Source organism: Clostridium ganghwense (assembly GCF_026735165.1).
GTDB classification, from domain to species: Bacteria; Bacillota; Clostridia; order Clostridiales; family Clostridiaceae; genus Clostridium_H; species Clostridium_H ganghwense.
The window spans coordinates 1-26969 of the sequence record NZ_JAPQES010000004.1 but is presented as its reverse complement, the minus strand read 5'-3'; the positions used below and the strand labels follow the sequence as shown (position 1 = coordinate 26969).

At 28.4% G+C, this 26969-nt stretch carries 26 protein-coding genes; 14 read left to right on the top strand and 12 right to left on the bottom strand.

From position 1 onward, the window contains the following. Window positions 1-19: 19 nt before the first annotated feature. On the bottom strand, window positions 20-1198 hold the full coding sequence (locus tag OXH55_RS11410; RefSeq protein WP_268050106.1) for an MvaI/BcnI family restriction endonuclease: 1179 nt from the start codon (window positions 1196-1198) through the stop codon (window positions 20-22). Between the two features lie 196 nt (window positions 1199-1394). Here OXH55_RS11410 and OXH55_RS11405 point away from each other — a divergent pair, with 196 nt between their 5' ends. Next, on the top strand, window positions 1395-2099 hold the full coding sequence (locus tag OXH55_RS11405; RefSeq protein WP_268050105.1) for a M48 family metallopeptidase: 705 nt from the start codon (window positions 1395-1397) through the stop codon (window positions 2097-2099). Between the two features lie 35 nt (window positions 2100-2134). Here the strand turns inward: OXH55_RS11405 and OXH55_RS11400 are convergent, their stop codons facing one another. The 5 genes from OXH55_RS11400 to OXH55_RS11380 form a co-directional block, all read right to left on the bottom strand. Next, complete coding sequence (locus OXH55_RS11400; protein ID WP_268050104.1) at window positions 2135-2617, bottom strand: hypothetical protein; 483 nt, start codon at window positions 2615-2617, stop codon at window positions 2135-2137. Between the two features lie 55 nt (window positions 2618-2672). Further along, window positions 2673-2885: a DUF2922 domain-containing protein gene (locus OXH55_RS11395; protein ID WP_268050103.1), complete on the bottom strand. Its 213-nt coding sequence runs from the start codon at window positions 2883-2885 to the stop codon at window positions 2673-2675. A 12-nt stretch (window positions 2886-2897) separates the two neighbouring features. After that, window positions 2898-3119 (bottom strand): DUF1659 domain-containing protein, encoded by a 222-nt coding sequence (locus OXH55_RS11390; RefSeq protein WP_268050102.1) that lies wholly within the window; start codon window positions 3117-3119, stop codon window positions 2898-2900. Window positions 3120-3202: 83 nt separating this feature from the next. Further along, on the bottom strand, window positions 3203-3790 hold the full coding sequence (locus OXH55_RS11385; RefSeq protein ID WP_268050101.1) for an N-acetylmuramoyl-L-alanine amidase: 588 nt from the start codon (window positions 3788-3790) through the stop codon (window positions 3203-3205). Window positions 3791-3803: 13 nt separating this feature from the next. Next, on the bottom strand, window positions 3804-4040 hold the full coding sequence (locus tag OXH55_RS11380) for a BhlA/UviB family holin-like peptide (protein WP_268050100.1): 237 nt from the start codon (window positions 4038-4040) through the stop codon (window positions 3804-3806). A 286-nt stretch (window positions 4041-4326) separates the two neighbouring features. Here OXH55_RS11380 and OXH55_RS11375 point away from each other — a divergent pair, with 286 nt between their 5' ends. Beyond that, window positions 4327-4872, top strand: coding sequence for a sigma-70 family RNA polymerase sigma factor (locus tag OXH55_RS11375; protein WP_268050099.1), 546 nt, complete (start codon window positions 4327-4329; stop codon window positions 4870-4872). Window positions 4873-5372: 500 nt separating this feature from the next. Here the strand turns inward: OXH55_RS11375 and OXH55_RS11370 are convergent, their stop codons facing one another. Continuing rightward, entirely contained in the window at window positions 5373-6305 is a 933-nt protein-coding gene (locus OXH55_RS11370; RefSeq protein ID WP_268050098.1) for an RloB family protein, read from the bottom strand. A 4-nt stretch (window positions 6306-6309) separates the two neighbouring features. Next, the gene (locus tag OXH55_RS11365; RefSeq protein WP_268050097.1) at window positions 6310-7692 is read right to left on the bottom strand and encodes an AAA family ATPase; all 1383 of its coding nucleotides are present in this window, start codon (window positions 7690-7692) and stop codon (window positions 6310-6312) included. 284 nt (window positions 7693-7976) lie between these two features. Here OXH55_RS11365 and OXH55_RS11360 point away from each other — a divergent pair, with 284 nt between their 5' ends. The 4 genes from OXH55_RS11360 to OXH55_RS11345 all read left to right on the top strand — a co-directional run bounded on the left by OXH55_RS11360 (window position 7977) and on the right by OXH55_RS11345 (window position 15345). Continuing rightward, window positions 7977-8144 carry a hypothetical protein gene (locus OXH55_RS11360; RefSeq protein ID WP_268050096.1) on the top strand — a complete coding sequence of 56 codons (168 nt, stop codon included), beginning with the start codon at window positions 7977-7979 and terminating at the stop codon, window positions 8142-8144. A 1544-nt stretch (window positions 8145-9688) separates the two neighbouring features. Further along, complete coding sequence (locus tag OXH55_RS11355) at window positions 9689-13321, top strand: SIR2 family protein (RefSeq protein ID WP_268050095.1); 3633 nt, start codon at window positions 9689-9691, stop codon at window positions 13319-13321. Window positions 13322-13382: 61 nt separating this feature from the next. Beyond that, a complete protein-coding gene (locus tag OXH55_RS11350) occupies window positions 13383-13601 on the top strand; it encodes a hypothetical protein (protein WP_268050094.1) in 219 nt (72 codons plus the stop codon). An 862-nt stretch (window positions 13602-14463) separates the two neighbouring features. Next, window positions 14464-15345: a helix-turn-helix transcriptional regulator gene (locus OXH55_RS11345; RefSeq protein WP_268050093.1), complete on the top strand. Its 882-nt coding sequence runs from the start codon at window positions 14464-14466 to the stop codon at window positions 15343-15345. A 254-nt stretch (window positions 15346-15599) separates the two neighbouring features. On the opposite strand, the gene OXH55_RS11340 is transcribed toward OXH55_RS11345, so the two are convergent. The 4 genes from OXH55_RS11340 to OXH55_RS11325 form a co-directional block, all read right to left on the bottom strand. Beyond that, window positions 15600-16172 carry a cupin domain-containing protein gene (locus OXH55_RS11340; protein ID WP_268050092.1) on the bottom strand — a complete coding sequence of 191 codons (573 nt, stop codon included), beginning with the start codon at window positions 16170-16172 and terminating at the stop codon, window positions 15600-15602. Window positions 16173-16247: 75 nt separating this feature from the next. After that, a complete protein-coding gene (locus OXH55_RS11335) occupies window positions 16248-16739 on the bottom strand; it encodes a hypothetical protein (RefSeq protein WP_268050091.1) in 492 nt (163 codons plus the stop codon). A gap of 171 nt (window positions 16740-16910) precedes the next feature. Continuing rightward, the gene (locus tag OXH55_RS11330; RefSeq protein ID WP_268050090.1) at window positions 16911-17366 is read right to left on the bottom strand and encodes a GerW family sporulation protein; all 456 of its coding nucleotides are present in this window, start codon (window positions 17364-17366) and stop codon (window positions 16911-16913) included. A 68-nt stretch (window positions 17367-17434) separates the two neighbouring features. Next, the gene (locus OXH55_RS11325) at window positions 17435-17968 is read right to left on the bottom strand and encodes a DUF2953 domain-containing protein (protein ID WP_268050089.1); all 534 of its coding nucleotides are present in this window, start codon (window positions 17966-17968) and stop codon (window positions 17435-17437) included. A gap of 313 nt (window positions 17969-18281) precedes the next feature. Here OXH55_RS11325 and OXH55_RS11320 point away from each other — a divergent pair, with 313 nt between their 5' ends. From OXH55_RS11320 to OXH55_RS11285, 8 genes are all read left to right on the top strand, one after another. Then, window positions 18282-19220, top strand: a complete 939-nt coding sequence (locus OXH55_RS11320) for an MBL fold metallo-hydrolase (RefSeq protein ID WP_268050088.1) — start codon at window positions 18282-18284, stop codon at window positions 19218-19220. Between the two features lie 2 nt (window positions 19221-19222). Then, window positions 19223-20104, top strand: a complete 882-nt coding sequence (locus tag OXH55_RS11315; protein WP_268050087.1) for an AraC family transcriptional regulator — start codon at window positions 19223-19225, stop codon at window positions 20102-20104. Between the two features lie 33 nt (window positions 20105-20137). Further along, complete coding sequence (locus tag OXH55_RS11310; RefSeq protein WP_268050086.1) at window positions 20138-21610, top strand: Na+/H+ antiporter NhaC family protein; 1473 nt, start codon at window positions 20138-20140, stop codon at window positions 21608-21610. Window positions 21611-21664: 54 nt separating this feature from the next. Next, on the top strand, window positions 21665-22339 hold the full coding sequence (locus OXH55_RS11305; RefSeq protein ID WP_268050085.1) for a 4Fe-4S binding protein: 675 nt from the start codon (window positions 21665-21667) through the stop codon (window positions 22337-22339). 142 nt (window positions 22340-22481) lie between these two features. Then, a complete protein-coding gene (lepB, locus tag OXH55_RS11300) occupies window positions 22482-23018 on the top strand; it encodes a signal peptidase I (protein WP_268050084.1) in 537 nt (178 codons plus the stop codon). A 605-nt stretch (window positions 23019-23623) separates the two neighbouring features. Beyond that, window positions 23624-24328 (top strand): MIP/aquaporin family protein, encoded by a 705-nt coding sequence (locus OXH55_RS11295; protein WP_268050083.1) that lies wholly within the window; start codon window positions 23624-23626, stop codon window positions 24326-24328. 145 nt (window positions 24329-24473) lie between these two features. Continuing rightward, window positions 24474-25970 (top strand): glycerol kinase GlpK, encoded by a 1497-nt coding sequence (glpK, locus tag OXH55_RS11290; protein ID WP_268050082.1) that lies wholly within the window; start codon window positions 24474-24476, stop codon window positions 25968-25970. Between the two features lie 161 nt (window positions 25971-26131). Further along, window positions 26132-26969, top strand: an 838-nt coding sequence (locus OXH55_RS11285; protein WP_268050081.1) for an NAD(P)/FAD-dependent oxidoreductase, incomplete at its 3' end; no start/stop codon positions are given.

Below are 26969 nucleotides of genomic sequence, written 5' to 3'. Positions count from 1 at the left end.
TGAGTTCTCATATTATTGGTTAAAGTTTTATTTCTTTAGTTTCTCCAAATAATAAATTTCTATATTTAGGTGATATTCTAAAACAGTGTCCTTTATCTTTATAGCCTGTACCATCTTCTCTTACTCTACCACGCCAGTCATAAGTAAGTATTCCTTGCTCTATAAGACTTAAAAATTGAGAAAATATAGGTCGTTGAGTAAGTGTAACTTTATTATACTTAAAATTTATTTTCTCATTTATTTTTTTATTTTCAGCTAATAGCCACATAGTTTTAGGATGTTTAGTATATAGTTTTTCTTTAACTTTTTCAAATTCCCAAACACATACATCTTTATTTATTTTTCCGTTAGAATATCTTTGAAAAATTACTTCATTTTCATAATCTATACCCATATATAATCCTTGTGGATTTGGGGTAGTAGATACAGTAACATAGAGGTCTTTATATCCTTTATATTTTTCTTTATTACTAGGATAACCATATGTGAGTATCATTTCATTAGAACCTTTTATTTCACTTATATCCCAATTAGGAATCATACTAAATAGAGTATCCTTTGTTTTAGAATCAGCTCTTTTAGCTTTTAACTCTATTTCACCTTTATAATCAGCAGAAATAAGTGTATTTGGTTTTATACCTAAAGCTGCCTCTAAGGTTTCACCTACATCTTTAGGATTTAATTTATTTGGTGAAACACTTTCTATCCATCCTCTATTTTTTATATCTTGTAGTTTATCACAAAGCTCTTTAATAATAGCTTTATCTTTATCTCTTTCACCAAAAATATTTACTAATAAGGTTTCTAGATTATCATTATCAATAAGTGGTATTGCAATAAGCTTGGACTCATGTGTGGTAAAGTAAATTAATGTATCTACAGATATATAATTCTTAAGAGCATATATCCAAAACCTAGGGTCTTTTCGAGTGTTTGCGGTATAAAAGCTAGTTTTTATTTCTTTAATTTTGTCCTTTAAAAATAGATATGTTTTGTCAAATACTTTATTTGTTAATGTATCATAATCTATTATACAGCTGTCTTTTAAAATAATTCTAAACATTTCAGAAGCATCTATTATACTTTTATTTAGCATTGTAGGAGTTATTCGTATAAGAGCAAAATCATTTCTACAATACTTTTGGATAAACTGCATAATTTGTTCTTCTTCATAATTTGGAAAAAATAGTGGATTCATAATGTATATCTCCTTTACTGTAAATTTAGTATTATATACTATAATTTACCACATCATATGTTGAAAAAGATACTAATATGAATTATTTTGAATGTAAATTGAATTTATTAATTTAAATCTTTTAGTATAGTTAATGATATAATCAAATACATACCCAGCTTGGAATTTAAAAATATTAAAGGTGATGTGAATAAATATGGAAGTTAATTACGGAGAAAAGAAGATAGAATTTCAAATTCAATATAAGAAAAGAAAGAGCATGAAAATTTCAGTTAAACCTACTTTAGAAGTTGAAGTTTCAGCTCCAGAAGGAATAGAAGATGAAAAAATTAAGGAGATTGTTTTAAAAAAGGCTGCTTGGATATTAGAACGCAGGGATTATTTTGAAAAACATTCACCTTCACTTACACATAAATATTATGTAAGTGGAGAAATTCATAGATATTTAGGAAATCAATATACTCTTAAAGTAATTGCAGATACTAAAAATGATGTAAAATTAAAAGATAGGTTTATCTATATTCATACTATACATAAGCATGATAGTGAATATAATAAAAATTTACTGTATAAATGGTATAGAGAAAATTCTAAAAAAAAGTTCAGCGAGCTGTTTGATGCTTGCTATGAAAATATTAAAAAATATGATGTAGAAAAACCGACCTGGTCTATACGAAAAATGAAAATAAGATGGGGCAGCTACCATCCTAAAAACAACCATATACTTTTAAATATAGAACTTGCTAAGGCACCTATTTATGAAATAGAGTATGTTATTATGCATGAATTATGTCATGTAAAGCATCCAAACCACAGTAAAAGGTTTTATAACTTTATGGACTTAGTAATGCCAGATTGGGAAGAAAGAAAGAAAAAATTAGAGGAAGTAAATTATATATAATTGTAATATAGAAAACAGTAAGTGGATTTATTAATTCACTTACTGTTTTTTTTAAAATCATAAAAAAACCTTACAGCTGCATCTACAATATCATTATATTTTATATATGGATCATCATATATGAAAACTTTCAGCTCCTGAAGCATTTTAACGGTAGAAGGTCTTAGGGTATAGCTTCTTTTTACTGAAAGGGCTTCTTCAACAGTTTCCTTTGAATTTATGTCTAATTTTTCTGCATCTTCATCCTCTATATTTACATTTAACACAGGTGTATTATTGGAGTTGAAGTTAAATTGCTGTTCTATCTTAGCATTAGAAAGATCAATATCGCCACCCATTAGTATCTCAGTTCCGTTAGCATCAAACTCAATGTCGTCTTTCACAATTTCTACTTCATTACTGGATAGATCTTCAACAGAATCTTTGTTTTTAGATTTTTTACTTCTTAAATTCTTAGATTCTTTAATTCCAAAATTCTTAAATTCTTTACTTTTTAAATTTTTATTTTCCTTAGCCAAGGATACCCCTCCTTATATGTACTCTTAAAAAAATAAGCTGCAGAGCAGCTCATTTTTATATGTCTAGTTCTTGATTTGTTGTTACTACAATATCCGCAGAGTCTTTAAGCTTTAAATCACCAGATGCTGATATGAAAATGTTTTTTGCAATTATAGTATCCATGATATTGGATACCTCAGTAGCATCTAAACCTTCTTTAACGTCTTTAATTCTTATTGTAGTTTTTTTCCCACCAGAAGTTAAGAAATTCATTACTAATGTTCTCATTTACTACACCTCCTACATCTCAGTTAAAAGATTTTCATTTTCTTTGTAAATTTCAGTAATAGGATCTTCTAAGAATTTTGATACAGCTGTTGCTACTGCGAAAACCTCATCATCAGTAGCAGTAGGTTTTAATTTAGTAAGTCTTTGTTTCTTGTAGAGCTCCTTACCTTTGTCGTCTTGTCCAAAGTGGTATTTGATTGCTACATCACTTTTTATAAGTGCTGATTTAGCCATAATAACAGCCCCTTTCTTTTTAATTTCAAACTTATATATGCTTTTATAAGAAAAAGTGCTAAAAAAATAACTGCAAGCTACAGTTATTTTAGTTTTAACATTTGATTTGGATATATAATTTCTGATGATAAATTATTTAGTGCTTTTAATTGGGAAACACTTAAATTATATTTTCTAGATATAGCCCACAAGGTATCACCTTTTTTTACAGTATAGGTTAAAGAGCGAGAACTTAAAATATTATTCTTTATTTCAGATAATGGATAGTTAGTTCCAGGGCAATCTGTTGAGCTGAGTTCTTTATGACCTTTAATTATTTTTATATTGTATTTGCTGCATAAGTACTTGCAGAGTTTTATTACAGATTGTTTTTGTGCAGCTGGCATACATTCCTGCATATAATCTCCTTGAACACAGATTCCTAGAGTATAATGGTTATGGTGAAGGCAGTGAGCTCCCATTACGTTTTCAGGTCTACCTCGGAATATATGACCATTCTTATCTATGAAGAAGTGATATCCAATACCGCTCCAGTGTCTTCCATTTTTATGGAAGGCATGTACATCATATACATTCCAAGTTTTATGTTGAGCATGGTGGAGAACTAATGCTTTTGTTGAGGACCTATGACTTAGTGGTCCAAAATTCAAATTGGTTTCAATAATTTTCATAATTTCACCTTCTCTACTTTAGATTTTTACATGAAACCATTGTTTTTATTTCTTCTACATCTTTTTTTACATCTTCAACTATGTTAAATTTTTCTGTGAGCTTTTGGATTATAGCTTGATAATTCTTCTCTCTTTCTTCTTGCTTTAAGTCTCTTTTTTCCTGAGCTTTTAATATATAAAAAATAAGTGCAACTGATAGAGCTGCCCATATTCCTTGTGATGAAGCCAGTTTTAAAAGTTCATTTTCCACAAGAACACCTCCTCGAATTTAAGAATTTTTATTTTAAACTTATATATGAAATTTGGACAGAGAGTGCTAAGTAATAATAAAAGTTTTGGGTGATATTTATAAATTTGGGTTGAAGGTGAGATTTGAAATTCAATCTAAGATTTTAAAAATATACTTGCTGCTGTAACTTGCTAATTACTTTTGGATAATATAATAAAAATTGTTAATAAATATGAAATATTAAATAATAAATTACATTAAATAGTATATAATATAATTAAAGGAAATATATAAAGGTGGTGTTTCTTTGGAAGATATAATTCGAAAAGCTAAACTTGGAGATGAAGAGGCTGTTGCTTGCATAATAAACAAGTATAAAAATTATATATTAAAAAAAGCTTGGCAGCTTAAAATACCAGGATATGATTTTGAAGATTTAGTTCAGCATGGGTATCTTTCAATCATAAAAGCAGTACATATGTACAAGCTTGGTAGCAGGTCCTACAATGGCTATTTTATAAATTCAATTGATAAAAACTTTTATGCTCTTTTAAAGGGAAAGATAAAGCATTACAGAGAAGTGGCTGATGAAAACATATTGAATAAAGATGAGCAGTATGATTTTACACTGGAAGATGAGGTTATAGCTTATGAGGAAATACTAAAACTTAGATCAGCAGTAGAAAAGTTAGTTCCAGAAGAAAGAGAAGTTATTGAGAAACACTACCTAATGGAGAAAAGCTATAGGGAAATAGCAGTAGATATTAATAAGACTGTTTCACAGGTGAGGTATTTGAGGAAGAAAGGGATTGACAAGTTGAAGGAAGAGTATAAATGTGATACGGAGAAGTGAAGTTATTTATACTAAAAATTAAAGAAATAGGATGAAAAATAACTCTAGGTATTAGGTGCTTAGGGTTATTTTTAATTGGTCAATATGTAATATTTTATCATAATAGGATTTAATATGATATGGTTTGATATTGAGTGATGCTACAACATATAAAGAAAGTGTGTCATAAGAAGATATAATGTTTTAAGACCAAATTGTTTGATATTGCCTTTGGAGTTATATATTTAGGATTATTAGACAGTGTATTTATTGATTATACGTGAATTACCGATTGAACTGTTTTTTTATAAAAGATGAAGGGAAACAAGTTAATTTATAGTATTCTTTTAAGAATAAGGATTAATAAATATGTTAAAAATAATATGTTTAAATATAAGTTTAAATTTATGTTAAAAATAATAAGACAAGGAAATAAAGCTGGCTAATGTTAATTATATTTGATGTAGGTAAATTTGTGTAAAAATAAATTTACCTACATACATTTTTATTTTTACATTATCTTAGCTATTATCAATCAATTCACTTAGTAATAATCCTACATTGGTTCCTAATTTATCTTTAAGATAATGTATATCCTCACAGAAGCTTTTTTCTTGTTGTATGGCTAGAGTTATATATGGAAAGAATCTTTCAAACTTAATATTGTGTTTCTTATAGCCATTAAATTTATTAGTTAGTTCTTTCTCAAGATATCTCTTTTTTCCTGATTTGTTATTTTTCAATAATTTACATTTATCCAATTCAGGCAACTCAGATGAATGTAATAATAACCAAAACTCAAAAGTTGGATTGCTTACATACAATTTTATACCTTTATCATTACACTTTTGTATTATTTCGTCATATTGAGATGATTTAACATTTCCTTTATCTCTATCTATTACAAGACATAGCTTGTCTATATCTTTATTATATATAATTTCCTGTTCATCTATATATTTTTGTATATTTTCGATTTGCTCTAATATATTGATTTTATCTTTCAAATAATTAGATAAATCTTCTAGGATATCATTAGTTAATACAAATTCGCTGTTTTTTTCTAAGTTATACTTATTACATAAATATGTAAATATATCATCATATAGTGTTTTCACATTATATATATTATTTTCTTTTATTCCTAAATTCTCAAAACAATAGTCTACTATCTTATTAACTATAATATCAACTGTATGGTAATGATCTATGTGCTCATCTATATACTTTAAAATTTGAAGTGGGTGACTATGAGAAAGTTGTAATGTTCCTCTTAATATTGGTAATAAATCAATAAGAGGATTTATATTTAAATCCTCTCTTCTATCTATTACTCCTTGAAAATACTGAACTTCTGTTTCTTGGCCTTCATAAACAAATATATATTTTGCTCTAGCTTCTTGAACTTTATCAAAATATAAGGTTCTTTTACCATATTGCTTGGGTACTCTCATAAAATTAATCCTCCTTCTTTATAGGGAAGATTGAACTAAATATAGGAACTCCACCATATCTACCTTCTAAGTATGCTTTTTCTATTTTTTGGTCAAATCTCACATTATATTCATCTAATGAATATAATTCTGTTTCTCCTTTTATATTCTTGTTTGATAACCAAATTTCATCTTGTCTTACTAAACCAAAATCTAATAACCTCGCTTCATGTGTTGTTATTATTAATTGAATATTTTTCTTATTAGCTTGCTTTAAAAATTCCTCTACAAATTTGTAGGTTAACTGAGGATGTAAGCTTCGATCTAATTCATCAATAACATATATTTTTTCATCAGATGCAAACAATATTTCAATTAAATCTAGTATTCTTCTAGTTCCATCAGATTCCTCATTAAAATCAAATTCAACATTATTACCATGATTAAATACAATAGTGGTTACATCTATCTGATTTGTTTCATCTAGTGTTATCATAAAATACATTTCATTAGCTCTTATTGTAATAGTTGATAAATGTTTATTTTTATCTCTTATATCTCTTATATCTCTTAAATGTTTTAATTCTTCTAAATCATTTTGTAGCTGTGATAACAGTTTTTTAGGTAATTTATCGCTAACCTGTTCCAACGAAGAGTGCTTTATTTGAAAATTGCTTATTCCTGTTCCGAATCCTTTTATCACTCTGCATATATCTTCTTTATTATTACTATCTCTAAAATAAGAATAATCAGAAATAGGTCTATCTGGATAATTTACATCTAGTTTTTCTGCAAACCAATTGTAGACATCTTTAAAAATTGATAATTCATTCTTAGATTTATATAACTCAGATTTAGCTCTATTATTCATTTCATTTATAAATAATATATCCTTATTATTTTTTAAATCATCAGAATATACATCAAATTTAGTTTTTAACCCTGCAGTTTTGATTAATAAATCACTTTTAAATTGACCATTAAGGATATCTCTAGTAAAAATATTCTTTTCACTATTATTAGAATAAAGTTCAATTAACCATTCTGATACAAATTGTTTTTTATGAATATTCATTTCAAATCCATAACTATAGTTTTTATTATTTATCACTATCTCAAACTCGAAATATGAATTTTTATTTTTATAACTTTGATCTAACTTAAATGACGATATATGTCTATTATTTATTTTTCCTTTTAAAATAGTTGCTTGTGCATATTTTATAGCTTTAACTAAATTAGATTTTCCAGAAGCATTAGCTCCGAAAATAGAAGAAAATTTCAACAATTTTATTTTCCCATTATCATAAAGTCTATCTGATTTATTTTTTACTTTTCCCTTTATTAATGAAAATTCTTGAATTTCTTTAAATGATAAGAAATTTCCCACATTGAATCTAACTAACATTTTACCATCTCCTCTCAATACATTATATGTGAAAAAATCACCTTTGTTAATATATTTATCATAATTTTATCATTTTATTCATGTTACAAGTGAAAAACAAGTTATAATACATCGTTTTTATAAATGCTTGTTACTACATATTAATTTATTAAGTATTTCTATAATTAAGGTTATTAACAAAAATTGTATTATACAAGGTATTATCTCTAAGGAATGCAGTTCAAAAGAGGAATGAAGTGTAAAAAATAGGATTTTTAACAATACTCATTTCTATAATCCCTATAATGTTATTAGAAAGTTTAATAAAATATATATTACCAATAATTATATTGGTTATAGGAGTATATTTTGAAAGTCAATATAAGTATCCACAAGATGGATATGTATTTGACCCAAGATTAAAGTCTATTGAGTTAATCTATTGCCTCAAATGTGGCGAAAAACTCCAATAGTAAGACATAATATTTTAAAATTATAGGGTGAAAGGTTAATAATTAAGGAAACATTTAAGTCGTATTAACAAAATATTTTGCAACAAATGAATGTAAACTTTTGAATGAAATATTACATTTGCTTAAATGGGTAAAAGTATTGATATTAAAGAGCTAGTACTAAGTGGGTGTTAATCTCTTTTTTAGTACTGTTTTTAAATGTATAGTTTTATATGAAAACGGAGCAGACGTGTCCCTACCTCTGCTCCTTAAAGCTCCAATCGGAAATTAAAAAACACTCACCATGCAAAAACCTCATCGTGAGCCTTTTTTAATTTGTAATCGGCTATGCCAAACGTGAAGTCGGAAGCAAGTTTATTTTTTACGAAAAACCCTTCAAAAATAAACTAGCTTTCCACTTTCACTTAAAAGAAAAAATCGGATAGAAAATGGACATGCTTCACGTCTGTTTTTAGGATGTAACAGTTTTTAAGATTATACTATGGCAGATATAAAGAATGTCCATTTTCAATTAATCCGCCCATGGGCGAAAGTAGAACTAAGAACTGGCAAGCCAGCTCTTAGTTTTTAGTTAGCAGCTATAGCTTACAATAATAATTTTACAGTAATTAAAAAAGACATATAAATAAATTATATCAGGAGTTTATTTTTAGCTGCTATATATAATAATAAATTAATTCATAATTTTAAATTTAATTAATAAGAAGTACAGTGTATTTATGTTATATACAGTATTACTAGTAGTATATATAGTAAGTCTTTGGGCGCTAAACCCTGTCACCCAACAAACTTCATGTTTTGCTAAGTAGTACTAGAACTCTATAAGTCTTTCATAACTTCCAGACTTCTACAGCTCAAGTACTTCTACAGCCCTCCAAATTGTTCTTATGGGTACCCGACAGAGCGCAAGGGCGAGGGTTGACATGCTTCCAGCTCTAAATAGCACGTACAAGCATTAAAAAGTCATGTCCGTACCTTTGGGCAGCAAGGCAAGTCCACCCTTTTTTAGTATTCCTTTGGGGTCCTTATCTAGGGTATTCCTCTAGGTGCTGCCCAACTTCGCCAAATAACCCGCTCGTTTTGCGAAATATACAAGCCTTAAAAGGACATGCATAATTCGCAAAACTGTTATTTAACTAAATTGGGCTGGAATAATTGAAAATGGGGCACAGCCCCAAACCCCAGCAGCAGTTTTCTATGGTCTATCAAATAGGAAATTATAGTTCTGTATTCCTGGGACAAACCATAACAAGCTCCAGCAAGTAGAGGGCATGCAAGTTTTGTCCCAGGAGAACTATAATAATTAAATTCATATCCCACCCACCAGCCCTTCTTAACTTTATATGGTATAATATGTTTGTATTTGGTTTATTTAGTATATATTTATGCTGATTTATAGCTGATTTTATAATAGAAGAATATATTTTTTAGAAATTTATGAAATGCTTTTGAGTTAAGATGAGGTGAACTATATTATAAATAGATAAGGTTTTCTTTAAAATCTAGTTGAAAAATATTATATAAGATTAATTTAGGAGGAGATTATGTCTGGAGAAATAAAAAATGAAATTCAGCTTATACCTAAAATTCCAGAACGAATTATACAAGCTATAAATGATAATAAATTAGCTGTTTTTATAGGTGCTGGTGTATCTAGATTAATAGGATGCTTAGGATGGGATCAGTTAGCAAGAAAATTAATAGATATATGTTTTTATAAGAAATGTATTAATTTTAAAGAAAAAGAAACTTTAAGTTATATGAATGACCAAAAAAAAGTTATAACCATGTGTTATGGTATATTACAATCAAATAAATTAGAAGAACTATTTTATGAAGAAATGAATAAAGCTTTAAAAGAAGATGAAGAAAAATTAAAAAATAGAAATATATATAATGAAATCTTAAAATTAAGAGGAATATTTATAACAACAAATGCAGATGAACATTTTGATAAAAAATTTGAACCAATTAATATTAAATATAGAATAGAAGATTTTCATCCTGAAAAATTAAACAGAAATACTTTGTATCATATACATGGGAGTATAAAGGATAGGCAATCTTTAGTTTTTACAGTACATGAGTATATCGAAAGATATAATAAGAGTATTTTTACAGAATTTTTAAGTAAAATTTTTAATGAATATACGGTTCTTTTTATAGGGTATGGTTTAGCAGAATTTGAAGTGTTAGATTTTGTTATAACTAAATTTTTTGAGAATGGATTAAAAAAACCTAAACATTATGCATTAATGCCTTATTTTAAAGGAGAAGAAAATATTTTTGAATATGAGCAATATTATTATAAACATTTAGGAATTAATTTAGTACCATATGCGAAAGATGAGTTAGGTTATGACCAATTATATGAAGTAATACATCAATGGAATATAGAAATAAATAGTTTAAGTACTTATTTACCCAAATCATTTGAGTATATAAAACAAGCAGTAGAAAATTTTGATGTTAATAAAGTAGAGGATATATTTCAGCTTATTAAAGAAGACAAGCCTCAAGAAAATGAATTTTTTGAAAATTTGGCAACTTCAAATAATCCTTTCCCATGGTTTGAGTATTTATACAGAAAAGGATATTTTTTACCAAATAAAAATCCACAACCTTTAGAAGATAGAAATCAAAAAGGTTATTATAGTATACCAAAGTGGAATGTATTAGATTTTTTATTGAATATCTCAAGTAAAAACAAGAAAAAAAGTGATTGTAATATAACTGATTTACTGATAAACATAGTTGATTCAATAATTGATTTTAAAGATTGTAAAGAAAATAGAATAGAAAATTTTAGAACTGATAATACAATTATTGAGATTATTATGAATTTACCATGTGAAAGAATAATGAAAAAACACATTGATTTTATAATTACAGCACTTAAATCAAAATGGAATGATGGATTTTTAGAAGGTACACTATCAAAATATGATTTACCTAAAATATTGAATAAAGAATTAATGATACTTTTATTAAATGGTTTATTAGATCCTAATTTAAAAATTCAATCTTATTGGTTTGGAAAAATACTAGAAAGAAACAAGAAGATAATTGGAAATCTGTATCCCATTGATGCAATAAATGTAATTTTAAACAAAATAGAGAATATTATAAGTGAAGATAAATATGCTTTCCCTATTTATAAATTTGCTGCAATTGAAAATGTTGAAAATAATTCTTATAAAAGTCAATTAATTAGTTTTTTAAGAGAAGTACTTCAATATTCAGAACCTAAAGAGATTAAAGAAAAAATAAAAGAAATGATTATTAGTAGTAACTTAATATATAGGAACTTAGCTATACATATTATTAATTATCACTATGATGAATTAAAAAATATTTTTTGGAATCTGAATCAAAATCCTTTAGAAGATAGGTATGTTAAATATGAGGTTTACAAATTATTTAAAGAAAGATCTAAAGTATTTAATAAAGAAGAAATAAATAAAGCAATAAATTGGATAGAAAATAAAAATTATTATATTTCTGATGAATACAAAGATAAAGAGAATGTTAAGAGAGAAATTATAGCATATAGAAAAAAAGAATTTTTAAGTCCTTTATTAAATTCTAAAAATAAAAAAGTAATAAATTTATATGATAAATATAATAAGATAGATTCAACTGAAATAGAAGATCCAATAGAAGGAAATTATCGTACACATGGTTTTAAAGCAGTTGAGTACATAAGTCCTTTAGAGATAGAGGAGTTTGAAAAAATGTCAAGTAAAGAAATATCTGATTATTTAAGTGATTTTAAAGAAACTTCAACTTGGAAAGGACCAAGTGTAGAAGGGTTAGCATCTAATTTTGAGAAATATATAATTAATAATTTTTCAAGTTTTATTATTGATTTAGATGAATATTTAAGTATACCTACTAGATATCAATATACAGTTATAAATGCATTTAAAAATATAGCTATACCAAATAAAAGTTCATATTTAAAAAAAATACTAGAGTTTTTGGACAAGTTATCAACAAATTTATGTGAAAATATAGACAATAAAGATGAATATATAAAATACACATTAGTTTCATTAATAGGATTCATAAATGACAATTTGTTAAAAACAGAGAATTTTAATAATGATAAGCTTTTGAAAAAAACTGAGTATATATTAATTCAAATACTTAATAATGTAAAAAAAGAGGAAAATGAATCTGATGATTGTGTTGAAAATGCAATTAATTCAATTAAAGGAAATATTTATATTTCTCTGATTACTTATTCTCTTAAAATAGCAAAACTGAAAAATGTAAAGGAAAAAAGCAAATGGGAAAGTAATATAAAAGAATTATTTACATTAAAGCTAAATAAACAAGAAGAGCCTTCTTTAAATTTTTCAACTATATTAGGGATGTATTTACCACAGTTAATGTATTTAGATAAGGATTGGGTAACTAAGTATTTTGATAAAATTTTTGATAAAACATTAGAAGAGTATTGGAATGCTGCAATGATAGGATATATAGGATATACTAGATTATATTTAGATATATATAAACTTATGAAAAGTAATGGTAATTATGATAGAGCATTAAACATTAATTTTGATGAAGAATCTATAAACAGAGGATTAGTACAGCAAATATGTATTGCATATTTGAATGGAGAAGAATCTATAGAGGATAATTCAAGTTTAATTACTAAACTAATAAATAATGAAAATATAAAACAATTAGAAGAAATAATATTTTTTGTTTCTGGAGAAAAATATGAAGATATAAAATATGAAATGAAGTTAAAAATAAAAGATCTATGGGGTAAACTTATATATATTTTAGAAAATAATTCAGAAAAAGAAGAAGTTAGGAAATTATCATATAAGTTATGTAATTGGGTTAATTTAGTAGATAGTTTAGATGATAATGTATATGAATGGTTATTAATATCTATTAAATATTATAGATATGCTCATGAAACATATAGATTTATAAAGGGATTATTAAGACACGTAGAAAAAGAATCAGCTAAAGTCGCTTTAATTTATTTAAATATGATTAAGAACGAAATATATCCTACAAACAAAGAAGAGGTAAGAAATATAGTGAGAATATTATACACGAGAGGAAATAAAAAGGAAGCAAATCAAATATGTAATTTATATTTGTCTAGAGGAATTAAATTTTTACAGGATATATACGATGAATTTAATTAATAAAATATATTATTAGATATTATGATAAAATCTAGGGAGAAGATGGAGCAATGGGAATAAAATGTATTATGTATATGAAAACTGGACAGCAGACAAGAAAGCTGTAATTCATAGAGGAGAATGTAGATTTTGCAATAATGGTAAAGGAACGGGAAAAGGTACCCTTGGAGAAAGCAATGGTAAATGGCATGGAGGATATTTAAAATATCAAGATGCAAAAAAAAAAGCAGAGTCGTTAGAAAATAGAGAAGTTAGAGAGTGCAAATTCTGTATAAAATAATTTGAGAGAAACTTCATTAAAAAATAGATAAGGATAATTGTATCACAAACAAAAATTTAAGATTATTTATAAAAAATATTAGTTGTAATTAAAAATTCATACTTTAATAAAAATGAAGTAGCTTTATTCATATATTTGTAAACAACAGCTTTAATAAAAAGGGTGGCAAAATTCAATTTTGCCACCCTTTTGCCACCCACAAGGAAGTTATGATTAAATATCTTAAAATATGATAAAATACAATTAGATAAATAGTTTCTTTTAAGCCTTGATATTTCAAGTGATTATAAGATACTATAAAATACAGTAAAATATAATAAGATATTTAGGTGAAATAAACCGGACACATTGAGTGCGTAGTAAAGATTAAAAGGAAACACAGCTAGAAGACTAGGTTTTGAGATTTTTTAAATATGACTACGCATACGAAAAATGCTTTACCGTTGAGAATAGGAATATAAAAAATAAATTTTAAAAGTATATTTTTATTAACCTGAATAGGTATGTTGAGTGTGTATATTTATTGTAGAAAAAATAGTTTAAAGCTAAATAGGTAGATTATAATAATCACAGTATGTTATGATTTGAAAATGAGTTTGGGCAAAAAACGGACGAAAAGAGCTGTTTTTTGCCCTTTTAAAATTATCAATCAAAACGCTTATATATTATAAACATGTAATACACCTTGATGGAATGAGCAGGGACATAAGAAAGCAATAGTATAACAATTAAGTAAGGTACATAGATAACAGATAAATAATATATATTTGTTCCTTCTGAAATTAATGGCTTAGAAGAAGGCAAGAATCATCAAAAGTTAAATCTGAACAAGTGCTATAATAATTGCAAGGCGGTGATATTAGTGACGCATATTCAAGAAATTCAGGCAGCATTAGATTATATTGAAATGAATTTACATGAAGAACTGACTTTAGATGAAATTTCTAAAGTTGTAGGATTTTCAAAATTCTATTTCCATAGGATTTTTAAAAAAGAAGTAGGGATTTCGTTATATGATTATGTCAGAAAGCGAAGACTTACTAAGGCAGCATCAGTTTTGCTAAATACAAATACATCTATACTCGATATTGCACTAACCTACCGCTTTGAATCTCAAGAATCATTCACGAGAGCTTTTAAAAGTGTTTATCAATTACCCCCGGGGAGATACAGAACAGCCATTAAGGATTTAATTATAGGAGGAATAAATATGAATAAGCAAAATAAAATAAAAGGTTGGATTATAACAGGAACAGCCCCTGAAAAATACCAGATCAGTATTGACAATAAAATATATCACATGGGTTCAAAGGCAGCTACAATTTGCTCTGTTGCAGATGAATTTTCAACTGAAGAATACGGCACTATAATGCAACAAATTAGTGCTAAAAATTTTGTTGGAAAACGAATGCGCTTTTCAGGCTTTGTAAAAACCCAAGAAGTGGAGGGGTGGTGCGGATTATGGATGAGAATAGACAACGCTTTGAGTGTTACATTGAAACTTGATAATATGCAGAGCAGGGCAATTACCGGAACAACTGAATGGAATTATTATTCTTGTGTACTGGATATCCCAGAGAACGGAGCCATTATCAATATTGGCGTATTGCTAACCGGTAAAGGGCAGATTTGGTTTGATAATGCTGATTTTCAGGAAGTAGACCATAATACACCAACAACTGAATTTGTTTCTGAAGAAGTATTCCCTGACCATCTTTTGAATTCATCGTTTGAGGAAGTTTGATTAATGACATTATGTAATAAGACTAATCATATGTTTTTAAATAAAAAAATCAAAGAAAAAATGGTTTAGCGTTGAGAATGGAACATAAAAAATCAATTTAAAAATATGTTCCTATTGCCCTGAATAATGCATGTGGAAACTGTAGTGAAGATAGATAGAAAATAGATTGAAATAGAGTATGCTTAGTGTTGGTAGCACTAAGCATTTCTTATTTATATTATATCAAAATTTTTAAAGAAATAAACCTTTTGATATTAGTAACCGTAGTTTTCTTCAGCAGCTTCTGCATCTGCTTTAGTTTCATGAACCGTACCACGTGGATGTTCAGGTGGCCCATAGATAGCGTACAATTTAAGTGGTTTATCACCCGTATTGATTACATTGTGCCATTTACCAGCAGGTATCATGATTGCATAATCATCATAGACTTTTCTTTGATAATCCAACTTATCTTTACTATCCCCCATTTTAACAAGTCCTTGACCTTCTTCAATACGTATGAATTGATCACCTTTGGGATGAACCTCTAAACCTATGTCCTCACCAGGCTTGATGCTCATCAAGGTAACTTGCAAATCGTCTCCTGTCCATAAAGCGGTACGATAAGTATTATTTCGCTTAGTAGCCTTCTCAATATTAACTACAAATGGTTCTGGTCCATAATCCTTCAATTTAGTAAACTGTTTCGAACAGTCTGAGTTATATATTGGTGGGTCAATGCAGTAAGGACATGGATACATTCCATAAACATAATACATATTGTATGGGTTATACATTGGGGTGTTAACGTAGTAAGGACATGGATACATTTCGTAAAAATTACACATATTACTCATTCCTTTCATAGGCTTTAATATATATAATATGTTCTATGTTTAGATAAGGTGTTTTATAATATCTAACTAACACATAACAATAATTTGGTATGGTATGGTTTGGGCTGGGATACTCTTTGTGGTAGCACCATATACAACAGTTAGATATCGGTTTGAAGGATTTTGAGTAAAGGCTTGGTCGTTTTCAAGTATTATCTCAGTAGATGGTGCAATATTTAATTTCAGTGTATTATCGCTACTCACTAATTCATTATTAAAATAGTCTACTTTCACATTTTGATATGGTGTATCTTCTGCCATTACAATGGCATTATATTGTGGTGGGAAAATGAGAGGAACAGGTGCATTTGCATCATAGAATGAAGTTACCCTATCACCTGGTACCACTGTTACATGGTCTACAAAGTAAGTAGCTGGTGCCACAACAAAATTTACTAAAGTCCCATCTTCATTTTCCACAGACATTAATTTATAACATCCTATTTTTGCAACATTTCCTCCTGTATAAAGATCGGTAATCATGGTAACAACACCATTGAAATATAGAAATTTTTTCATTTTTTCGCCGTCCCTATTAAAATTTATATCCTATATAGATTATGAATTGTTAATACTTTATGTTACATCAACTAATGAAATTACCAAGTACTAAAAATTTTTTTATAAAAAATATAAAAAAGGCTGTTGACAAAATATATTTATCAACAGCTTTACTTAATATTTAAATTTTTATTTTGGTTGTTTTTGTTGATTTTGAGCCTTATCTTGTGGTTGAGCTTGAGGTTGATTTTGTTGTTGATTTTGAGCCATATTTTGTGGTTGAGCGCCTTGTTTAAAATTATTTATCATTTCGGGGATTTTATCCACTAAGGTACTCATTGTATTATTATCATTTGGTAAATTATTAACGTTACCTTTTTCATTTACTGGAAGCATAGAAACAGAATCTTTATTTATAACTACAACGGCATTGGTTGCTATTCTAGCTCCTAAACCAACTCCAGGTCCTCCATTTGCAGGGACAGGAGCTTTGTTATTTGATCCACTTCCATAACCTATTGTAACTGAGACAACAGGAACTAAAGTTTTATCAGCTACATTAACAGGAGTACCCATAACAGACTCTGTTTTTACGAAGTTTTGCAAACCTGTAAATAAGGCATCAACATTTTGAATATCTTGCATAGTTATTCCTCCTTAGTTTTTTTATATATTAATTAATTTATTGTATTAATAAATTAATATAAGCATTTTTATTTTTGGTAAATAACTTTATGTGATTTTATATATGATGACAATAATTTTATAATTGTTGAAACAATGTGCAATTTTACAATTCCATTAACATTAAAATAATTATTTTCTGTAACAAAATTTGGATTATTGCGTATATTTCTCAAATCTATTAATTCTGCAAATGAATTTATTATTCCGCATATTATTCCTGTTATTGAGGGATCTTTAAACCCATAAGAAGTATCAATATTAAAATAATATGGTTTAACTTGTTGTAAATAATATAATTTATTTTTATTATTTAGTTTTTTTGTCTTTTTGTTTTTTGCTTTTACAGGTTTTGATAATATTTTTTTATTAAATAAATATACTGATAGAAAAATAATAGTGTCTTTATTTTGTACACTTGCTTTAAATAAGGGATTTAACCAAGTGACTAAAATATGAAAGTCGAGATTTTCATCTGAATTAAATATAATTTTAAGTGGAACTATAGTTATTAAAATTAATATTGTTAGAAAAATAGATATTAAGATCCAAATTAATACCATATTAAACATCTCCGTTTTATATTTTCATATTAATAGTATTGGGTATTATTAATTTAAATATTTTATAAAACTAATGGTAAAAAGTTTTATAATTTTTATAATAGTAAATATATGGAGTATGGTATGATATTTAATTTTGAATATGCCACAGAAAAAAATTATTATTATGGAAGAAGTCTTCCTGGTATGTGTAAATTATTTAATGAGAAAGGGATTATAAGAAAAGAATAAATTTATGATATAATGAAGCATAGTTAAACCCTTGATTTTTCAAGGGACTTTCTTTATGGAAAAGTTTATTGGAGGAGATCAAATGGAAATAAAAAAAGTTAGTGGAAATACATTTTGTATTGATACTGGAATGACATATATACCTTTTTATAAAATTAATGATAAAGAAATTATTATGTTAGATTCGGGATGGGCAGAAGGAGAGAGAGAAGGAATAGACGAGTTACTGGAAAAAAACAATTTTAAGGTAGTTGGTATAGTATGCAGTCATGCTCATATAGATCATATAGGAAATAATGCATATTTTAAGAAAAAATATAATTGCATTATTGCTATGTCAGCCTATGAGGCTCTTGCTTGTAGTTCCACGGTCAATCTTAAGGTTTGTTACAGCAGCCAGACATTATCTGATGTAACAAAGCATTTTGGACATATGGTTTGTGAAACAGATATTATGATTTTGGATAACCAAGATAGCATATATGTCTGTGGTATTAAATTTAAAGTTCTTCATACACCAGGACATAGTCCGGGACATATATGCATTATTACTCCTGATGATGTTGCTTATATAGGAGATGCTCTTATAAGTTATGAAGTTATAAAAGGGGCAAAAATGCCTTATGCTTTTATACTCAAAGAGGATTTGAAAAGTAAAAAAAAGCTTTATGATTTAAAATGCAGCAAATATGTAGTGGCACATAAAGGAATGTATGATGACATTACAAACCTTATAACTGATAATATAGATTTCTATAAGAATAGAGCTGCAGCAATATATGACCTCATAGATGGTGCTATGACAATGGAAGATATCATGAAGGTTGTTATTAAAAATTGGAATATTAATGTGAAAAGCATATATAAATATGCCATAATAGAAAAAATGTTAAGGTCATATGTTGAATATTTGAATGAAACAGGAATGGTTGAGTTAATTATGGAGGATGGATTTCTTAAATATACAAAGGAATGTCTCAAACTTAGCAAGTCAATGAATAGATACAATTTTGAGGAGTAAGTATGGATACAATCAAGAGAATTAAATTTCAAAAAACTAAAGATAAGCATTTTGATTTTGAGATTATTAAATTAAAAGATTTTTTTGCAACTAAAAATTTACAATACCTTATGCGTAATTATAGAGTGAATTTCTATATGATATTGTGTATCACATCAGGGAATGGTCAACATGAAATTGACTTTAAATTATATCCTTATCAGGAAGGTGATATTCTGATGATAGCTAAAAATCAGGTACACCGATTTTATCCTAAAGAAAATGTTGATGGATATTTAATCTTATTTACGGATAATTTTCTATGTGGTTATATAGGTTCAAGTATTTCTGAGTTTTTGGAGCCTTTTCAATCCACTTATTTTTATCCCATAGTAAAATTTAATAATAGTGATAATGGTATAGAGCGAATTCAATTGGAGCTATTATATAGATGTTATATTGATAAAAAAAATGTTTTAAAGCCTGAAATTTTGAAATCTCAGTTAAGAACATTAATGTTGTTGATTAAGAGAGATAGTCAAGAAAATGAAAATAATATGGATACTCACAATTACGAAAAATTTATTACATTTATGAATTTAGTCGAAGCTAATTTTAAAGAGAAAAAGACAGTTCAAGAATATGCAGATCTTATGTATGTTTCAAAGAAAACAGTTAACTTAATCACTCGAAAGGCAGTTGATTTGTCTGCAAAACAGTTTATCATTAATCGTATTATTTTAGAAATTAAAAGGTACCTTTCTCAGGGGGATTTGACAGTTAATGAAATCTCGGAAATGATGGGATTTGATGAACCTGCAAACTTAACAAAATTTTTCAAACGTTATGAAGGATTAACTCCATCTGAGTTTAGGAAAAAACAGCAAATACATACTGAACATTAAATGGCACTCTAAGAGGTGTCATTTTTACAGTTTTTGAAACCAAATTTACCTGTTGAATCACCAAAAATAATAATAGAATTAATTATAAACTATGAATTATTAAGAGGTGAGATTATGGAAATTGGTTGGATATCATTGGCTCCAGTAGTCTTGGCTATTGTTTTAGCATTTATTACTAAAAACGTTTTTGTTGCATTATTATCTGGTATCATTTCAGCAGGTATTATTATTGATGTTCAATCTAGTCAATTATTTTCAGGATTAAACAGCATCTATCAGGTATTTCAAGATGCGTGGGCAGCAAAATCCATATTATTTTGTTTAATGATTGGTGCATTTGTTTATGTCATTGAGGCATCAGGTGGTGTTCATGGCATGGTGATTTTACTAACAGAGCATAAGAAAATGATTAAGTCTAAATTGGGGGCGCAGTTAGTGGCTTATCTGATTGGGTTATTGATGTTTATTGATGCAACAAGTTCAATTGTAATCTCAGGAGTTGCTGCACGTCCTTTATTTGATAGATTCAATGTTTCAAGGGCAAAACTTGCTTATATTACAGATTCAACATCATCACCAGTAGCGTGGTTCGTACCATTTAATGCTGCTGGGGCATTTTTAATGGCTATGATTGGTGGACAAATTGCCCAAGGATTTATTAAAGGAGATCCAATGACTTTAATAATAGCAGCGATGCCGTATCAACTTTATGGAATTGTATCCATACTGATTGTTGGAATAACAATTTTTTCTAAGAAAGATTTTGGTGTTATGGAAGTAGAAAAGTCAGCAGAAACAACTAAAATTCAATCTAATGATTTTGATGGGGTCTATGACAGTGAGAATATTAACCCCAATCCTAGGAACATGCTTATACCATTGATTGTATTCGTTGGAAGCATATTTGCCATAATGATGATTACAGGTAATGGGAACTTACTAAAAGGGGATGGGTCTACAAGCATATACATTGGAGTATTTATTACATTAGTTGTAACTGGAATTTATTATTTAATAAAGGGTGTCACATCTTTTGATAACTATATTAAATGGGTAATGAAGGGTATGTCTAGTTATCTTGAAATAACGGTGATTCTAACATTAGCATTTGCTTTAAGCAGCTTGGTTGGTCAATTAGGCACTGGGGCATATATAGCAGGTATGTGTGGTAGTGTTAGTAAAGCTTTGATTCCATTCATTATATTTGTTTTAGGAATGCTTATGTCATTTGCAACAGGGACAAGCAGTGGAACTGTATCGGTATTAATTCCTATTGCAGTGCCATTAGCTTCAGCACTTGGAGTAAATATGCCATTGCTACTAGGTGCTATTATTTCTGGAGCGGTATTTGGAGATCATTGTTCTCCAATATCTGATTCAACAATCTTAGCATCAATGATTGCTGAAATAGATGTGATGGCTCATGTAAAAACGCAAATGCCATATGCGATGACATCTGGTGTTATAGCGGGTATTGGATTTTTAGCAATTGGAATCAGCGGGTAATGAATGATTATATAAAATAAGAATATATAAAGAGATTAGAGGGAGGATTTAATAATGAATATTAAAGAAATATACGAATATATTGATAAAATAGGATGCGTTTCTTTTTCTACAATTGATGATGGATATGTGCAATCTCGGATTGCCCACTTTTTTGCATTTGATGATGAGGGGCTATACTTTAGAACAATGACTGTTAAACCCTTTTATCACCAACTGAAGAAAACCGGAAATGTAACTGTTTGTGGTATGTACCCATCAACACAGCTACTAGGACATAATGATGAAGGTTCGCCAAATTTTACAGCCGGTTATACTTTAAGGATTACCGGAGATATTAAAGAATTAACCACAGAGGAAGTAACATTAAAAGGCAAAACTAATCCGGATTTTAAAACTGCAATATATGATATAAATAAATATCCTGCGACACGATGCTTTTGTATTTACAAAGCAAAGGGAGAAATCTTTGACTATGACTTTGAGCTAGAGAAACGTGATCACAAGCTATTGAGAACAAGATTTTCTTTTGGTGGAATGACATATAACAATGCAGGATGCACTATTACCGATAAGTGTATAGGGTGTGGAAAATGCTATAAAGTCTGTACATTTAAAGCGGTAGAAAAGGGAGTACCATATAAAATCAATGGAGAGCGCTGTGATGAATGTGGTTCATGTTATTTAGCATGTCCAGTGGGAGCTATTGAAAAACCGTTAACTTTGTAACTTAGTTATCACAAGGTAATTACCAATACAAAAGCATAAAATGTAGAAATATGATAAAAAAGATGCCGATAAAATAAATTGGTATCTTTTTTTATTTATGATAAAATATTTAATAAGCATACATAAAAGGGAGAGGTAGACTATGGAATCTAAAAAAATTTTAAAAGAGTGGATAATGCCTATAGGTATAGCAGTTTTACTTGCGTTTTTAATAAATCAATTTTTATTTTTTCAGGTATCAGTACCTACAAAATCAATGTATCCTACAATTAAACCAGGGGATAGAATTATTGTAACTAGAGTTTATAATAAAAAATCTTTAAAAAGAGGAGATATTGTAGTTTTTTACTCAGATGAATTACAAGAAACCTTAATAAAAAGACTTATAGGATTGCCAGGAGATGAAGTTAAAATAGATAACAGTAGGCAATTATATGTAAACGGGGAAAAAATAGAGCAACCTTACGTAGTTTATAATGGTGGTGTAGGTGGCACCTTTAAAGTACCAGAAGGAAAATACTTCTTCATGGGTGATAATAGAGCTAATTCATGGGATAGCAGATATTGGAATCAACATTACATATCAGAAAGTAAGATAAAAGGTAAAGCACGTTTTATAATTTTCCCATTTAATAGGTTTGGAAAATTTGTATATGGAGAATCAGCAGAAGTAGAATAATATAAGAATACTGCGAAGTAATATTCAGTAGCCAGAAAGAAAAATGAAAAGAAAATTAAAGAAATCCAATTAAGTAAAAATAAACATAAAAAAAGAGCAAGAATATAGATAATATCTATGTTCTTGTTCTTTCTTTTATTTAAGTTTAGGTTTTGCTTTAGCAAAACTTCCTTCACTAGTTATTGGCATATGGCAACTGGTTACTAGAATAATGTTGTTAGTAATATAAAGAACAATAATTATGGTAAAAAATAATGTAGAAAATATTATTATTTTTTATAGTTATTAAATACCATATTAAAAGGTTTATAGAATATTTAAAAATAGTTTTAAATAAATTTAAAATATTCTAAAAATTTTAACAAAAACTACTTGCAGAATTTTCGAAAATGTTGTAATATTTAATTAAGATAAATGAATAAATTAAGGCAGAGATGAGAGAGCCGTTTTTAATACGAGTGAAGTATTATTAAAAATTAATTTTTAATATACTTTCAGTCCTATTAAGATGGGTCTATTTTTTTTATGGAATAGTAAAACGTTTACAACTCTTACCTTAATTAGTTTATTTAAAATATTATACAAAATAGTAAGGAGGAATTATAATGTCAAATTTTATGGCTGAGTTTCTAGGAACACTTATCTTAGTTTGGCTTGGAGATGGTGTAGTTGCCAGTGTCGCACTAAACAAAAGTAAAGGTAAAGATGGTGGTTGGATAGTTGTAACACTTGCTTGGGGTCTTGCAGTTGCCATTCCAGTTTATATTTTTGGAGCAATAAGTGGTGCCCACTTAAATCCTGCAGTTACAATAGGTAATGCAGCTGCTGGAAATTTTGCATGGAATGAAGTGCCTACCTATTTAGGAGGACAAATGTTAGGAGCTATAGCAGGAGCTACATTAGTATGGTTAACTTACTTACCACATTGGAAAGAAACAGAAGATAAGGCTACAAAATTAGGAGTTTTCTGTACAGCACCAGCAATAAGAGATACTAAGGCGAATTTCTTAACTGAATTCTTAGCAACTGGATTATTAGTTTTTGGTTTGATAGGTTTAGGACAAGCTGAAATGGTAGCAGGTATTAGTGCATTAGCAGTTGGTTTATTAATCGTAGTTATAGGGCTTTCTCTTGGAGGACCTACAGGATATGCAATTAATCCAGCTAGAGATTTAGGACCACGTATAGCACATGCTATATTACCTATAGCAGGTAAAGGAGATTCAGACTGGGGATATGCATGGATACCAGTAGTTGCACCTATTCTTGGTGGAATAGTAGGAGCATTACTTGGTACATCATTATTCTAGAAAACGTTTAAAATTACAAAATAATTACTCTTAAGAATTAATATTATTTTTAACTATTACTATTTTTAACTATTACTATTTTAATTTAAACATTAATATTGTTAGCAATTGTAAAAAAAATAAATTGGGTAGGGGGATTTGTATTATGGAAAAAAAATATATAATGGCATTAGACCAAGGTACTACAAGTTCAAGATGTATAATATTTAATAAAAAAGGTGAGATTGTAAGCGTAGCTCAAAAAGAATTTAAACAAATATATCCTAAAGCAGGATGGGTAGAACATGATCCATTAGAAATATGGGGAAAACAAGCGGGGGTTGCTGGAGAAGCTCTTATGACATCTAGAATCTCTGCAGAACAAATTGCAGCAATTGGTATTACAAACCAAAGAGAAACAACAGTAGTTTGGAATAAGAGAACAGGACTTCCAGTATACAATGCTATAGTATGGCAGTGTAGAAGAACAGCATCAATGTGTGATGAATTAAGAGAAAAAGGATTAGATAAAAAAATAAGAGAAAAAACAGGTTTAGTTTTAGATGCATATTTTTCAGCTACAAAAGTAAAATGGATACTAGACAATGTTGAAGGTGCTAGAGAACAAGCTGAAAGAGGAGATTTATTATTTGGAAATATAGATACATGGTTAATGTGGAACTTAACAAAAGGAAAGATACATGTAACTGATTATACTAATGCATCAAGAACAATGCTATATAATATACATGAACTTAAATGGGATGAAGAACTTTTAGAAATATTTAATATACCAAAATCAATGCTTCCAGAAGTAAAACCTTCTAGTTGTGTTTATGGAGAAACAGATGAAATTTTATTCGGAGCACCTATTCCAATAGCTGGAGATGCAGGGGATCAACAAGCTGCATTATTTGGACAAACTTGTTTTAAACCGGGTATGGCTAAAAACACATATGGTACAGGATGTTTCTTATTAATGAATACAGGAGAAAAGGCAGTTGATTCAAAGAACGGATTACTTACTACAATAGCAGTAGGAATTGATGGTAAGGTTGAATATGCACTTGAAGGAAGTGTATTTATTGGAGGAGCAGTTATTCAATGGCTAAGAGATGAACTTAGAATGATAAAGAGTGCTGCAGAATCAGAAAAATATGCTACAGCAGTAGAAGATTCAAATGGAGTATATTTAGTACCTGCATTTGTTGGTATAGGAGCACCATATTGGGATCAATATGCAAGAGGAACAATAGTTGGTCTTACAAGAGGTGCTAAGAAAGAACATATCATAAGAGCTGCTGTTGAATCAATGGCATATCAAACACATGATCTTTTAAAAGCTATGCAAGAAGATTCAGAAATAGAACTTAAATCTTTAAAAGTAGACGGTGGAGCATGTGCAAATAACTTCTTAATGCAATTTCAATCTGATATCTTAGGAGTAAATGTAGATAGACCAGAAGTAATTGAAACTACAGCTCTTGGAGCAGCGTACTTAGCTGGACTTGCTGTAGGATATTGGAAGGATAGAGAAGAAGTAGCTCAAAACTGGGCGATATCAAAGACATTTGAGGCTTCAATGGAAGCAGATAAGAGCGAAAAATTAGTTACAGGATGGCATAAAGCAGTAAATAGATCATTAGAATGGGAAGAAAAATAATATAAATCAAAAAAATATTGAAAAATAATAAAAAATGTGCTACAATGCAAGCATAAAATAAAAAATGATTGGCTGAGAGATAGAGAGCCTTAATTTAAAGGGTAGCACATATACCCTTTGAATTGAGTGCTCTTTTTTTATTAATATGGAGGAGGAATAATATGTTTGATATTACAATTATAGGTGCAGGCGTTACAGGATGTGCAATTGCAAGAGAATTATCTAAGTATAAACTGAAAACGTGTGTATTAGAAAAAGAAATAGATGTTGCATCAGGAACAAGTAAAGCTAATAGTGGAATCGTTCACGCAGGGGAAGACCCAGTTCCAGGAACTCTTAAAGCTAAGATGAACGTTAGAGGAAATGAAATGTTTGATAAACTTCAAGAAGAATTAGATTTTCCTTTTAAAAGAAATGGTTCTTTAGTATTATGCTTTGATGAAAAGGATATCGATAAATTAGAAGAAATGAGACAACATGGTCTTGTAAACGGTGTACCAGATACGATGGAAATATTAAACAGAGAAGATGCTTTGAAGTTAGAGCCAAATTTATCAGATAAAGTTGCAGCTGTATTAACACTTCCTACCGGAGGAATTGTTTGTCCATATGAACTTACAATTGCTCTTGCAGAAAATGCTAATACTAATGGAGTAGAATTCAAGTTTGAAACAGAAGTACAAGAGATAGATAAAAAAGAAGGAAGCTATGTATTAAAAACTAACAAAGGTAATATAGAAACTAAATTAGTTATAAATGCAGCTGGCCTTTATGCGGACAAGTTAAATAACATGGTAAGTGAAAAGAAGTACAACATTACTGGAAGAAAAGGAGAATACCTACTATTTGATAAAGCAGTAGGAGATATGGCTTCAAGAACTTTATTCCAATTACCAACTAAAATGGGTAAAGGAGTTTTAGTTACTCCAACAGTTGATGGAAACTTACTTATGGGACCAACATCAGAAGATATTGATGATAAAACAAATGTAGATACTA